Here is a 12,890-nt window from a genome sequence, read left to right on the forward strand (position 1 = left end):
TCCAGATTTCAGGAGGGCCGGGTTGAACATGCTGACGCGCAATCGCGACATCGAACACTGGGATGCCGAGGACGTAGTTGCCTGGGAGGCCGGTGGTAAGGACATCGCCCGGCGCAATCTGATCTGGTCGGTCTTCGCCGAGCACATCGGATTCTCGGTGTGGTCGATCTGGTCGGTCATGGTGCTTTTCATGCCGACCGATGTCTTCCACATCGATACCGCCGGGAAGTTCTTCCTGGGTGCGGTGCCGACGCTGGTCGGTGGATTCATGCGGATTCCGTACACCGTCGCCACCGCCAAGTTCGGCGGCCGGAACTGGACCATCTTCAGCGCGCTGGCCCTGCTGATTCCGGTGCTGCTGACGCTGTACTTCATCAACAAGCCGGGTACTTCGTACACGACCTTCCTGGTGATCGCGGCCTTCGCGGGTCTGGGCGGCGGCAACTTCTCCTCGTCGATGTCCAATATCAATGTCTTCTACCCGCAGCGGCTCAAGGGCTGGGCGCTGGGCATGAACGCGGGCGGCGGCAATATCGGCGTGCCGGTCATTCAGTTGGTGGGGCTGGCGGTCATCGCGACACTGGGCAACGCCTACGGCAACGCCTCGGTGGTGTGCCTGGTGTACTTGGCGCTCGTCGTGGTCGCGGCGATGGGTGCGGCGCTGAACATGGACAACGTCAAGAACCAGCAGGCGGACCTGTCTTACATGCTGAAGGCGCTGAAAGTGCCGCAGTCCTGGGCGATCGCGTTCCTGTACATCGGAACTTTCGGCTCCTTCATCGGTTACAGCTTCGCCTTCGGTCAGGTGTTGCAGATCAGCTTCAAGGCCGGCGGGGCGACCGCTGCCACGGCGGCGCTGCACGCGGCGCAGATCGCCTTCATGGGTCCGCTGCTGGGCTCACTGGCCCGTCCGTACGGCGGTAAGTGGGCGGATCGGATCGGCGGCAGCCGGGTCACGCTGTACATGTTCGGCGGTATGACCGCCGCGGCCGCGGTGGTGGCGGCGGCCAGCACCCTGGGTGACCGCACCGGCAGCCCGAAGGGCGGCGTGCTGGTGGCGCTGATCATCGGCTTCACCGCCCTGTTCGTCATCTCCGGCTTCGCCAACGGAGCGGTCACCAAGATCATCCCGTCCGTCTTCGAAGCGAAATCCCGCAGCCTGCCTGGTGATTCGTCCGCTCGCGCGGTGTGGGCGCAGAACACCTCCGGTGCGCTCATCGGATTCGTCGGTGCCATCGGCGCACTGGGCGGCGTCGGCATCAACCTGGTGTTGCGCTCCTCGTACTCCTCCACCCAATCCGCCACCACCGCTTTCTGGGTGTTCATGGCCTTCTATGTGGTCTGCGCCGCCGTGTGCTGGGTGGTCTTCATGCGCCGCCCGAGCCCGTCGACCCCGCCCACCGACTCCGAGGTGGTCGTCGAGGCCGAGGCGTTGGTCCTCGCCGCCGAATCCGATTCCCCGTCCACCACGTCGGCCCGGGCCTGACCCGCACGTCGTCCCGAAAGGACCTGTTGTCATGACGAACTCAGTCGAACGCAAGACCGCGGTGGTCATCGGCCACGGCATGGTGGGACACCGCTTCGTGGAGGCGCTGCGCTCTCGCGACGAGGCCGGTGACTGGCAGGTCATCGTTTTGAGCGAGGAGCGGCTGGCCGCCTACGACCGGGTCGGACTCTCGTCCTACGTGGGCATCTGGGAGACCTCGGCGCTGGCGCTGCCCGGTAACGGCTACGAGGGTGACGACCTGGTGCAGGTGCGCCTGGGCGTGCGCGCCGACGAGGTGGACCGGGCCGCGCGCAAGGTCACCACCTCCACCGGTGACGTGATCGGTTATGACGCACTGGTTCTCGCGACCGGCTCGTACGCTTTCGTGCCGCCGGTGCCGGGCCACGACGCCCCCGAATGCTTCGTGTACCGCACCCTGGAGGATCTGGACGGTATCCGCGCCACCGCCGAGGCCGCCGGTCCCGGCGCAGTCGGTGTGGTGGTCGGCGGTGGTCTGCTCGGCCTGGAGGCGGCCAACGCGCTGCGCCTGCTGGGTATGACCCCGCACGTGGTGGAGTTCAACAAGTGGCTGATGCCCGCTCAGATCGACGAGGGCGGCGGCGCGATCCTGGCCAAGCTGGTCACCGAGCTGGGTCTGCACGTGCACACCGGCGTCGGCACCTCGACCATCGAAACCATTGCCGACGCACCGGTTTCGGAGAGACTGAACGTCACCTTCTCGGATGAGACGCAGCTGCGGGCCGCACTGGTGGTCTTCGCCGCCGGTGTCCGCCCGCGTGACGAGATCGCCCGCACCGCCGGGCTCGACGTCGGCCCGCGCGGTGGTGTCATCACCGATCTGAGCCTGCGGACCTCGGACCCGAACATCTACGCCATCGGCGAGGTCGCCGCGGTCGAGGGTGTCTGCTACGGCCTGGTCGCCCCCGGTTACAGCACCGCCGAGGTGGTCGCGGATCGACTGCTCGGCGGCGAGGGCGAGTTCCCGGGCGCGGACCTGTCCACCAAGCTCAAGCTGCTCGGCGTGGATGTGGCCAGCTTCGGTGACGCGCACGGTCGCACCGAGGGCGCGCTCTCGGTGGTGCTGCACGATGCAGCCAAGGGCACCTACGCCAAACTCGTTGTCTCCGATGACGCCAAGACGCTGCTCGGTGGTGTGCTGGTCGGCGATGCCACCGCGTATTCGGCGCTGCGCCCGCTGGTCGGCCGCCCGCTGCCCGCGGATCCGGCCGCGCTGATCTCGCCCGCCGGTGCCGAACTGGGTGCGGACGCCCTGCCCGATGACGCCCAGATCTGCTCCTGCAACAACGTTTCCAAGGGTTCGATCTGCGGTGCGATCGCGGACGGGGCCTGCGACGTCCCGGGCATCAAGAGCTGCACCAATGCCGGAACCTCTTGCGGCGGTTGCGTTCCCATGCTCAAGAAGCTGTTGGAGCAGTCGGGTGTGGCGGTCTCCAAATCGCTGTGCGAGCACTTCACCCAGTCGCGTGCCGAGCTGTTCCACATCATCCAGTCGACCGGCGTGCGCACCTTCTCGGCGCTGATCGCCAAGTACGGCACCGGAACCGGCTGCGATATCTGCAAGCCGACCGTGGCCTCGATTCTGGCCTCGACCTCGAGCGATCACATTCTCGACGGTGAGCAGGCGGCGCTGCAGGACACCAATGACCACTTCCTGGCGAATCTGCAGAAGAACGGCACCTACTCGGTGGTGCCGCGCATGCCCGGCGGTGAGGTGACCGCCGAACAGCTCATCACCATCGGTCAGATCGCCAAGGAGTTCGACCTGTATGTGAAGGTCACCGGCGGCCAGCGCATCGACCTGTTCGGCGCGCGGGTGGAGCAGTTGCCGCTGATCTGGAAGCGCCTGGTCGATGTGGGTATGGAGTCCGGGCACGCGTACGGCAAATCGCTGCGCACGGTCAAGTCCTGCGTCGGCTCCACCTGGTGCCGTTACGGTCAGCAGGATTCGGTCGGGATGGCGGTGCTGCTCGAAAAGCGTTACCGCGGTTTGCGTTCCCCGCACAAGCTGAAGCTGGCCGTCTCGGGTTGCGCGCGTGAGTGCGCGGAGGCGCGTGGCAAGGATGTCGGCGTCATCGCCACCGAGCACGGCTGGAACCTGTACGTCGGCGGCAACGGCGGTCTCACCCCCAAGCACGCGGTACTGCTGGCCGGTGACCTCGATGACGAGACGCTGATCCGCTACATCGACCGCTACCTGATGTTCTACATCCGCACCGCCGATCGCCTGCAGCGCACCGCGCCCTGGCAGGAGGCCCTGGAAGGTGGCCTGGACTACCTGAAGGCGGTCGTGTGCGAGGACAGCCTGGGTATCGCCGATGATCTGGAAGCGGCCATGCAACGCCATGTCGCGGGCTACCGGGACGAATGGGCCGCGGTCCTGGACGACGAGGAGAAGCTGTCCCGCTTCGTCTCCTTCGTGAACGCACCGGAGGAGGCCGATCCCACCATCGCCTTCGACGAGTCCGGGGAGCGCAAGGTGCCCGTACTGCTGGGCATTCCGGCCATCCCGGTTGACGGCGCGCCGGGCAATCCGGTCGGCACGCCGCTGTGACCAGCGACTCCATTCCGGCCACGCACGGGAAATGACTGCTTAACCGCACGGAAACAGGACGTCGGTACCAATAGGTGAGGCGTTCGGAGGAGAGTTACCGATGACCACCGTGATCGAGACACCAGGCACTGCCACCAGCCTTCATGGTTGGACCCCGGCATGCCGACTGGACTATCTGATTCCCGGCCGCGGCGTTGCGGTGCTGTTGAAGGGCGGCCGGCAGGCGGCGCTCTTCTGGGTCCCCGGGGAGGCGGCGGGCGCCACCGACGGCACGTTGTACGCCGTCGGCAATATCGACCCGTTCGGCCGGGCGGCGGTCATGTCGCGCGGCATCGTCGGTGATCGCGGCGGTGTGCCCGTGGTGGCGTCGCCGCTGCTCAAGCAGGCGTTCTCGCTCATCGACGGACGCTGCCTGGACGATGAGACGGTCGCGCTGCCGGTTCACGCGGTGCGGGTGCAGGACGGTGTGGTCGTTCTCGCCAATGAGCCCATGCTCTTTCCGGGGGGACCTGGACCTATCGACGGTGGTACCGCATGACCGAGGTTGACGCAGGTACCCCGCTGTCCGGATTCACGGTCGGTATCACGGCGGCGCGCCGGGCCGATGAACTCGGCACGCTGCTCACCCGGCGTGGCGCGAATGTCGTTGCCGCCCCGGCAATTCGAATCATTCCCCTGGCCGATGACACCGAGCTGGAGCGGGTCACCCGTCAGCTCGTCGCCGAGCCGCCGCAGCTGACCGTCGCCACCACCGGTATCGGTTTCCGGGGCTGGATGGAGGCCGCCGAGGGCTGGGGACTGGCCGAGGAGTTGTGCGCCACGCTGGCCTCGACCCGCATCATGGCGCGCGGGCCCAAGGCCAAGGGCGCGATTCGCGCGGCCGAGCTGCGTGAGGAGTGGTCGCCCGCTTCGGAATCCTCCGCGGAGGTGCTGGATCATCTGCTCGCACAAGGCGTCGAGGGCATGCGGATCGCCGTGCAGCTGCACGGGGCTACCACCGAATGGGAGCCGGTACCGGACTTCTGCGAGGTATTGCGTTGTGCCGGAGCCGATGTGGTGCCGGTTCCGGTCTACCGCTGGATTCCGCCCGAGGACCGCACCCCGATGGATCGTCTCATCGAGGGCATCGTCACCGGCGGATTGGACTGCGTGACCTTCACCAGCGCGCCCGCGGTGGCCTCACTGCTCATGCGCGCCAAGGAGACCGGGCTGCTCGAAGCCATCCTGCACGCCTTCCGCGGCCGAGTCCTGGCCGCCTGCGTCGGACCCATCACCGCCGCACCCTTGGAAGAGCTGGGCGTGGCCACCACCTCACCCGGCCGCGCCCGCCTCGGCGCGCTGGCCCGCCATGTGGCGGAAGAGCTGCCGCGTCGCGCCAACCGCATCCAGGCGGCCGGTCATATCCTCAGTGTGCGCGGCGGCTGTGTCGTGGTCGACGGTCAGGTCCGTCAATTGGCTCCCGCCCCAATGGCTTTGATGCGCTCACTGGCTCGCCAGCCGGGGCGTGTCGTCTCCCGTGAGGACCTGCTCGCCGCCCTGCCCGGCGGCGGTGACGACACCCATGCCGTGGAGACCGCCATCGCTCGCCTGCGCGCGGGTCTGGGCACCCCCAAGGCGATTCAAACCGTGGTCAAGCGCGGCTACCGCCTCGCGCTCGATCCGGCCGAATGCATCGACAACCCGCGCCCGGTGGTGGCGACTCCCGTTGCGCGCCAACAGTTCCCGGCACGCTCGGCGGGATTCCCGGCTCGCCAGGATCCGCCGCAGCGCGGCCCGGCGGGTCCCCGACCGGCCGATGCCGCGCTGAACGGTGCGGTCCACTCCTCCTTTCCGCAGCGTCCGGCCGTCACCGGCTCCGGCGCTCCGGTCCGCCCCATCCGTCCCGCGCCGGTCGCGGAGGCGTGGTGAGCGCCGCCGCGCGTAATGCGCACGCTATGGCGATGATCGCGGCGCTGACGAAGGTGGTTGCGCGCGAAGCCGGTTCGCCGATTCCCGGACGCGGCGCATGTGCCGTGCGAGATGGCTCGCGAGCAGTTTCGGGCCCGCGTCCGACCGTGGAGGTCCGATGAACACCCCGGCGCTGGTGCTGGTGGCCCACGGCACCAGGAGTACGCGCGGGGTGGAGATGATCGCCGCCCTCGCCGAGGCCGTGGCGGGCGAACTCGCCGCGCGGGCTCGCGAAGGTGGGACCGGCGCAGCGGATCTCATGACCGCGCTGCCCGCAGAGGCAGGTGCCGGTGCCGCGTTCGGGGTGGCATCGGCATCGTCGACCACGCCGGGAGCGGCGGACCTCGGGCGGCTGTCCGGGGGAGTGCCGCAGGTGCGGACGGCGTTCGTGGATGTGCTGGGCCCGTCCCCGGCCGAGGTGCTGCGGGATCTGGAAGATGTTCCCGCCGTGGTGGTTCCGGCGTTCCTGGCATCGGGCTATCACGTGTATCAGGATGTGCCGCGAGAGGTGGCCGCGAGTGCGCACGGTGCGGTCGCGGTCACCCAGGCGATGGGTCCGGATCCGGCTTTGGCCGCGGTGATGCGGATGCGGCTGCGGGCCGCCGGGTGGCGGCCGGGGGATGCGGTGGTGTTCGCTGCCGCCGGATCCTCGGATGCGCGGGCGCGTCAGGATGTGCGCCGGGCCGCCGGATTGCTGGCCGAGCAGATCGCGGCTCCGGTGCGGGTGGCCTATATCGCCACCGGCGAGCCCAGGGTGCCGGAAGTGGTTGCGGCACTGCGGGAGCAGGGTGCGCGGCGGGTGTTCATCGCCTCGTATCTGCTGGCGCACGGGCTCTTCCATGAGCGCCTGCACGCGGCGGGCGCGGACGGGGTCGCCGAGCCCATCGGCGTGCACCCCGCGATCGTGCGTTTGCTGGTCGATCGCTATCGCATCGCGGCCGGTACCTTGAGTACCGTTCGCGCCGCCTGACCGAATCGCCGAAATCTCCGTTTGTTTGGCACTTCCCGCATTGCCGTGGCAATGTGCGGGGAAATTCCATTTCGCTCGGAGGGTTTTCTGGTGAAGAAGCTGATTGTCACCGCAGGTCTGATTGTCGGTTGTGCCGCAGGAGCTTTCGCCCCTGCGTCGGCCGCCCCGATGTACGACCCGTGGACGGCGTGCAAGGCCTCGGGCCTGTCCGATGAGGCGTGCAGTCAGCAGGTCAACGCCAATGATCCGGCGACCACCCCGGGTGCGGGCTTCGGCTGGACGGGTTCCGCGGCCGCCCGCTGACCGGAATCACCGCTCGACCATTCGCCGCGGCGGGCCGAGGATGACGGCATGTCCGATGCCGAACATCCCGCCCGCCGTGCCGGTCTCGCCTCCCAGGCCGCGGTGCGCGAACATCGCCGGGCCGATTGGCTGGCACTCTTCGCGAGTGACGCGCGGGTCGAGGACCCCATCGGTATCTCCCCGTACGATCCGGCCGGTGCCGGCCATTTCGGCCATGACGCCATAGCGGCGTTCTGGGATATGGCGATCGCGCCCAGTGCCATCGACTTCCGGATGGCCGATTCCTATGCCTGTGGTTCCGAGGTGGCGTTCCACGGAACCATTCGCAGTGCCCGTGCCGAGCGTGTTACCGAGGTGGACGGCGTCTTCACCTATCGGGTGAACGAGGCCGGGAAAATCATTGCGCTGCGCGCCTTCTGGGAATTGAAACAAGCGCGCACCACAATCGTCTCCAACTGAGGCCGCCGCGTATTTGCCGATTCGGTTCAGGCCCCGGGTGTTTGCAGTGCCGGGAACCAGATATCGGTCAGTACGGTGGCCGCCTGGTCGGCCGAGACATCGATGGTGCCCTGCATGGCCCAGCGTGTGAAGAACCGCTCCAGCTGCGCCACCAGTAGTTCGATCCGCAGCCGCGCCTCATCCTGTTGCGCCGCGGGCCAGCGCGAAAGATATGAGGTCATCACCCCTGGGACCGCGAGGATGCCCTCGCGCGCCACCTCCCGGAACTCCGGTTCCAGGGCCGTCGCCTCATCCCAGGCGGGCAGCAGATCCTTGTACTCCTGGAACCAGTCGATGGAGCGCCGCACCCAGGCCGCGAACTCCTCGCGTGATCCGGTGTCGAGCACATGGTCCAGATCCTCGTAGAAGATCTGCACGCTGGGCAGCGCGCCCTGTTCGGCGATGGCGCGCAACACATCCGGTTTACCGGTGAAGTGCAGGTAGAAGGTGGCGCGACTGCATCCGACGGCCGCGGCGATATCGTCCACGCGCACCGGCGCGTACCCCTGGGTGGTGAACAGGGCCTTGGCCGCGTCGATGAGCCGGCTGCGGGTGAGCCGCTTCTGCTCATCGCGCAGTGAGGTGCGCCGGGTGGTCGCCCCCGCGGGTTGCGGGAGGTCTGTCGCCGGTCCGTTCATGGGTGCTGGCCGCCTTGGTGTGTCAGGTGCGGAAGCCGCCGGTGTGGCGGCCTTTTTCCGATGCTCGAGTCTACGTCTGTCCGGGTCACCACCTCGATAGTAGACGTATGTTCATTCACTAGACATGGTGTCTAGTGAATGCTAGCGTGTGTGTCACATCACGTCCGGCCCGGGAATGTGACCTGTGGTCGAAGCCAGGAGAGTGCATTGGAAACACGCGAGTTGCCCAGGGTGTGCGTCATCGGCGCGGGGCCGTCCGGTATCACGGCCGCTAAGCGGCTCGCCGAATACGGCATCCCCTTCGATTGCTACGAGGCGTCGGATCAGGTCGGCGGCAATTGGTACTTCAAGAACCCGAACGGCATGTCGGCCTGCTATCAGAGCCTGCATATCGACACCTCGAAATTCCGGCTCGCCTTCGAGGATTTCCCGGCCCCCGACGACTGGCCGGACTTCCCGCATCACACCCAGCTGCACCAGTACTTCAAGGATTATGTCGAGCACTTCGGCTTCGGTGATCGAATCATCCTGAACACCAAGGTGACCGACGCCAAACGCGATGCCGAGGGCCTGTGGCAGATCACCACCGACACCGGCCGCACCGAAACCTATGACGTGCTGCTGGTCTGCAACGGCCACCACTGGGATCCGCGCATGCCCGACTACCCGGGCGAATTCGACGGTGTGCTCATGCATTCGCACGCCTATAACGATCCCTTCGATCCGGTCGATATGCGCGGCAAGCGAATCGTGGTCGTGGGTATGGGCAATTCGGGTCTGGACATCGCCAGCGAACTCTCGCAGCGTTTCATCGCCTCGAAGTTCTACCTCTCCGCGCGCCGCGGTGTCTGGGTGCTGCCCAAGTATGTGAACGGCAAGGTCGGCGATAAGGCGTCGGTGCCGTCCTGGATGCCGAAGAAGCTGGGGCTCAAGCTGAAACAGCGCTTCGTGGTCAAGAATCGCGGCTATATGGAGGATTACGGTCTGCCCAAGCCGGATCACCTTCCCTTCGAGGCGCATCCGTCCGCGAGTGAGGAGTTCCTGCATCGCGCCGGCTGCGGTGACATGGTCTTCAAGCCCGCCATCACCCGCCTCGACGGTGACAAGGTGCACTTCGCCGACGGCAGTGTGGAGGAGGTCGATGTGGTGGTCTGCGCCACCGGATATCACATCAGCTTCCCGTTCTTCTCCGATCCGGAGTTGACCCCCGATGAGCGCAATATGATTCCGCTGTACCGGCACATGATCAAGCCGGGCGTGGACAATCTGTTCTATCTCGGTCTGGCGCAACCGATGCCGACCCTGGTCAACTTCGCCGAACAGCAGTCGAAGTTGGTCGCCGCCTATCTGACCGGTAACTACCATCTGCCCTCGCAGGTCGAGATGGTCGAGGTGATGCGGGCCAAGGAGCAGGAGCGCAGCGGGCAGTACTACGACTCGCCGCGGCACACCATCCAGACCGAATTCGAGCCGTACGTACGCGATTTGAAGCGTGAGATCGAACGCGGCGCCAAGCGCGCTGCCGCACAGGGCTATTCGCTGCCGGTACCGCCCCGCGCGAGCGCCAGAGTCTGAGCAGGGGGCGGAACAGATGAGCAACGTCGCTGGATTCTGTGCCGACGAATTCGCCGGAGTACGAGCCGCTTTCACCGAACAGGTGGAGTCGGGAGCCGAGTTGGGCGCCGCCCTGTGCGTGACCGTCGACGGTGATCCGGTGGTCGACCTGTGGGGCGGCCACGCCGATCCGGAGCGGACCCGGCGCTGGGGTGCGGACACCCTGGTGAACACCTTCTCCATCACCAAGACCATGACGGCGCTGTGCGCACTGCTGCTGGTCGATCGCGGTGCGCTGGACGTGTATCGGAAGGTAGCGCACTACTGGCCCGAGTTCGCGGCCAACGGCAAGGCCGATATCGAAGTGCGGCACCTGCTTTCGCACACCTCCGGGGTGTCGGGCTGGGCCACCGAGTTCCCGTTCCCGGATATCTACGACAATGTCTCCTCCGCCGCGCTGCTGGCTGAGCAGGAACCCTTCTGGGAGCCGGGCACCGCGTCGGGATATCACGCCAACAACTACGGGCATCTGATCGGCGAACTGGTGCGGCGGATCGACGGTCGTTCACTCGGCCGGTTCTTCGCGCAGGAGTTCGCCGAACCGCTCGGCGCGGATTTCCATATCGGCGGGGCCGCACAGTATTCCGAGCGCATCGCCACGCTGGTTCCGCCCGATTTCGGCACCTTCGATCAGGGGCTGCTGCCCAAGGACAGCGTCCTGTACAAGACGCTGTTCCAGCCGCTGCTGGACTTCGAGCTGTGCGCCACACCCGGTTGGCTGGATGCCGAGATCGGTGGCATCAACGGTCAGGGCAATGCCCGCTCGGTGGCCCGCTTGCAGTCGGTGATCAGCAATGGCGGTGAGCTCGGCGGGCGGAAGTTCCTCTCGCCCAGGACCATCGACCTGATCTTCGATGAGCAGGCCGACGGTATCGACCTCGCCGTCCTGATGCCGCTGCGCTTCGGTATCGGCTATGGCCTGCCGCAGGCGCACACCGCGCCGGAGGTGCCGCAGGACGGCCGGGTGTGCTGGTGGGGCGGGCTCGGTGGGTCCATGGTCGTGAACGATCTGGACAACCGGGTCACCGTCGCCTACACGATGAATCGGATGGCCCCGGGGCTGATCGGCTCCGATCGCGCCAACGCCTACCTGAAGGCGGTTTTCGCCGCGGTGCGAGGGTAGTCGTGATAACGCTTTTTCCGGAACAACTGCCCGACGATATTCGAGGACTGCATTCATGACCAACGCCGTTGACCTCCAGGCCCTCGCGGCCCAGATCGCCGGGAAGCTCACCGGTCCGGGCGGGCCGTTCGAGATGACCGTGGAATCGGTGCTGGGCGCGACCATTCCGGTGTTCCGCAATCGGCATCGCTCACTGCTGCGGGTATTGGAGGCGTCCAAGACCCTGGGCGACCGTGATTATCTGGTCGGCCCCGACTCCCGCATGACCTTCGCCGAACATTACGAGGCCGCGGGTGCGCTGGCGGCGGCGCTGGCGCGGCGCTACGGCATCGGCAGGGGTGATCGCGTCGGCATTCTGGCCGCGAATACCCCCGAGTGGGTGCTGAGCTTCTGGGCGGTACAGCGTCTGGGCGCTATTCCGGTGGGCTACAACGCCTGGTGGGCGCCGCAGGAGATCGCCTACGGTCTCGAGCACACCGCGCCGGGTGTGGTGATCGCCGATGCCAAGCGGGCGGCGCTGCTGACCGCGGCGGGTGCGTCGATGCCGGTGCTCACCATGGCGAACGACCTTCCGGCGCTGGTCAAGGAATTCGCCGGCGAGTACCCGAGTACCGAAGTGGGCGAAGAGGATCCGGCCTGCATCCTGTACACCAGCGGCACCACCGGTCGCCCCAAGGGCGTGGTGCATTCGCAGCGGAATATGGTGGCCATCAGCGACTATCACCGCTTCACCGATGCGCTGGCGGCGGGTTTCCGCGGGCAGCAGTGGGATGGGTCGCCGACGAATCGGCGCTACCTCAACACCTCGCCGCTGTTCCATATCGCGAGCCTGCACAATCTGGTGATTCCGCGGCTCACCACCGGTGACGCCGTCATCTTCCACAGCGGCGGTTTCGAGGCCGAGAAGATTCTCGGGCTCATCGAATCCGAGCGCATCACCAACTGGGCGGCGGTGCCGACCATGGCCAGTCGGCTGCTCGATGTGGATGTGGAGCGCTTCGATCTGAGCTCGATGGCGGCGCTCTCGCTCAATACCGCGCCGTCCTCGCCCGCCCTGCACAACCGGTTGCGTGAGCGGGTGCCGGTGGCGCAGGTGGCGCTGACCACCAGTTACGGCTGCACCGAGAGCGGTACCGCGGCCACCGTCGCGACGCCGCCGGATCTGGCCGCGAATCCGGAGACGGTGGGGCGGCCGATCATCGGTGTCTCGGTACAGATTCGGGACGCGGACGGCAATCCGGTGCCCGACGGCACCGAGGGCGAGATCTGTGTACGCAGCCCGTACGTCATGCTCGGCTACTACAACGATCCGGCCGCCACCGCCGCCTCCATCGACGCCGAGCGCTGGCTGCGTACCGGTGATTTCGGCATGCTGGTCGACGGACGCCTGCAAATGGCAGGTCGCCGTTCGGATTTGATTCTGCGTGGCGGCGAGAACGTGTATCCGGCGGAGATCGAGAACGCGCTCGACGAACATCCGCTGGTGCGCGAATCCGCGGTGCTCGGTGTTCCGCACGAGGATCTCGGTCAGGAGGTCGCCGCTATTATCGTTGTGGCGGAACCGGATTCGGTCACCGAGGATGAACTGCGCGACCATGTGGCGCAGCGGCTCGCCTACTTCAAGGTGCCCGCGCGCTGGCTGATCACCGCTGATGCCCTGCCGCGCAACGCGACCGGCAAGGTGCTGCGTCGCGAACTATCCCTCGGGGAGTGAAGAC

Annotated in this window: 11 protein-coding genes; 10 read left to right on the forward strand and 1 reads right to left on the reverse strand. The window is 66.8% G+C overall.

What is annotated here, in order from left to right; all coding sequences use genetic code 11:
* Positions 1–28: 28 nt before the first annotated feature.
* From OHB26_RS18390 to OHB26_RS18420, 7 genes are all read left to right on the forward strand, one after another.
* Positions 29–1,486 (forward strand): nitrate/nitrite transporter, encoded by a 1,458-nt coding sequence (locus OHB26_RS18390; RefSeq protein WP_330185701.1) that lies wholly within the window; start codon positions 29–31, stop codon positions 1,484–1,486.
* Positions 1,487–1,517: 31 nt separating this feature from the next.
* Entirely contained in the window at positions 1,518–4,079 is a 2,562-nt protein-coding gene (nirB, locus tag OHB26_RS18395; protein WP_330185367.1) for a nitrite reductase large subunit NirB, read from the forward strand.
* A gap of 100 nt (positions 4,080–4,179) precedes the next feature.
* Positions 4,180–4,617 (forward strand): nitrite reductase small subunit NirD, encoded by a 438-nt coding sequence (gene nirD / locus OHB26_RS18400; RefSeq protein WP_330185368.1) that lies wholly within the window; start codon positions 4,180–4,182, stop codon positions 4,615–4,617.
* Complete coding sequence (locus OHB26_RS18405; RefSeq protein WP_330185369.1) at positions 4,614–5,987, forward strand: uroporphyrinogen-III synthase; 1,374 nt, start codon at positions 4,614–4,616, stop codon at positions 5,985–5,987. Before nirD ends, OHB26_RS18405 begins: the two co-directional genes overlap by 4 nt.
* 157 nt (positions 5,988–6,144) lie before the next feature.
* Positions 6,145–6,996 (forward strand): sirohydrochlorin chelatase, encoded by an 852-nt coding sequence (locus OHB26_RS18410; protein ID WP_330185370.1) that lies wholly within the window; start codon positions 6,145–6,147, stop codon positions 6,994–6,996.
* A 90-nt stretch (positions 6,997–7,086) separates the two neighbouring features.
* Positions 7,087–7,299 (forward strand): hypothetical protein, encoded by a 213-nt coding sequence (locus OHB26_RS18415; protein ID WP_067572502.1) that lies wholly within the window; start codon positions 7,087–7,089, stop codon positions 7,297–7,299.
* A gap of 48 nt (positions 7,300–7,347) precedes the next feature.
* The gene (locus tag OHB26_RS18420; RefSeq protein WP_330185371.1) at positions 7,348–7,758 is read left to right on the forward strand and encodes a nuclear transport factor 2 family protein; all 411 of its coding nucleotides are present in this window, start codon (positions 7,348–7,350) and stop codon (positions 7,756–7,758) included.
* Positions 7,759–7,784: 26 nt separating this feature from the next.
* Here OHB26_RS18420 and OHB26_RS18425 read toward each other — a convergent pair whose 3' ends face one another.
* Complete coding sequence (locus OHB26_RS18425; RefSeq protein ID WP_330185372.1) at positions 7,785–8,435, reverse strand: TetR/AcrR family transcriptional regulator; 651 nt, start codon at positions 8,433–8,435, stop codon at positions 7,785–7,787.
* A gap of 207 nt (positions 8,436–8,642) precedes the next feature.
* On the opposite strand from OHB26_RS18425, the gene OHB26_RS18430 reads away from it, so the two are divergent.
* From OHB26_RS18430 to OHB26_RS18440, 3 genes are read left to right on the forward strand one after another with little or no spacing between them, the layout of a single operon-like run.
* A complete protein-coding gene (locus OHB26_RS18430; RefSeq protein WP_330185373.1) occupies positions 8,643–10,010 on the forward strand; it encodes a flavin-containing monooxygenase in 1,368 nt (455 codons plus the stop codon).
* Positions 10,011–10,026: 16 nt separating this feature from the next.
* The gene (locus OHB26_RS18435) at positions 10,027–11,172 is read left to right on the forward strand and encodes a serine hydrolase domain-containing protein (protein WP_330185374.1); all 1,146 of its coding nucleotides are present in this window, start codon (positions 10,027–10,029) and stop codon (positions 11,170–11,172) included.
* Between the two features lie 55 nt (positions 11,173–11,227).
* Positions 11,228–12,886 (forward strand): class I adenylate-forming enzyme family protein, encoded by a 1,659-nt coding sequence (locus tag OHB26_RS18440; RefSeq protein WP_330185375.1) that lies wholly within the window; start codon positions 11,228–11,230, stop codon positions 12,884–12,886.
* Positions 12,887–12,890: the final 4 nt, after the last annotated feature.

Source organism: Nocardia sp. NBC_01503 (assembly GCF_036327755.1).
GTDB lineage: Bacteria > Actinomycetota > Actinomycetes > Mycobacteriales > Mycobacteriaceae > Nocardia.

What these genes read in the sequence shown, in the direction of transcription:
- OHB26_RS18390 (WP_330185701.1), top strand. Translation starts at nt 29, where the DNA reads ATGCTGACGCGCAATCGCGACATCGAACACTGGGATGCCGAGGACGTA.
- nirB (WP_330185367.1), top strand. Translation starts at nt 1,518, where the DNA reads ATGACGAACTCAGTCGAACGCAAGACCGCGGTGGTCATCGGCCACGGC.
- nirD (WP_330185368.1), top strand. Translation starts at nt 4,180, where the DNA reads ATGACCACCGTGATCGAGACACCAGGCACTGCCACCAGCCTTCATGGT.
- OHB26_RS18405 (WP_330185369.1), top strand. Translation starts at nt 4,614, where the DNA reads ATGACCGAGGTTGACGCAGGTACCCCGCTGTCCGGATTCACGGTCGGT.
- OHB26_RS18410 (WP_330185370.1), top strand. Translation starts at nt 6,145, where the DNA reads ATGAACACCCCGGCGCTGGTGCTGGTGGCCCACGGCACCAGGAGTACG.
- OHB26_RS18420 (WP_330185371.1), top strand. Translation starts at nt 7,348, where the DNA reads ATGTCCGATGCCGAACATCCCGCCCGCCGTGCCGGTCTCGCCTCCCAG.
- OHB26_RS18425 (WP_330185372.1), bottom strand. Translation starts at nt 8,435, where the DNA reads ATGAACGGACCGGCGACAGACCTCCCGCAACCCGCGGGGGCGACCACC.
- OHB26_RS18435 (WP_330185374.1), top strand. Translation starts at nt 10,027, where the DNA reads ATGAGCAACGTCGCTGGATTCTGTGCCGACGAATTCGCCGGAGTACGA.
- OHB26_RS18440 (WP_330185375.1), top strand. Translation starts at nt 11,228, where the DNA reads ATGACCAACGCCGTTGACCTCCAGGCCCTCGCGGCCCAGATCGCCGGG.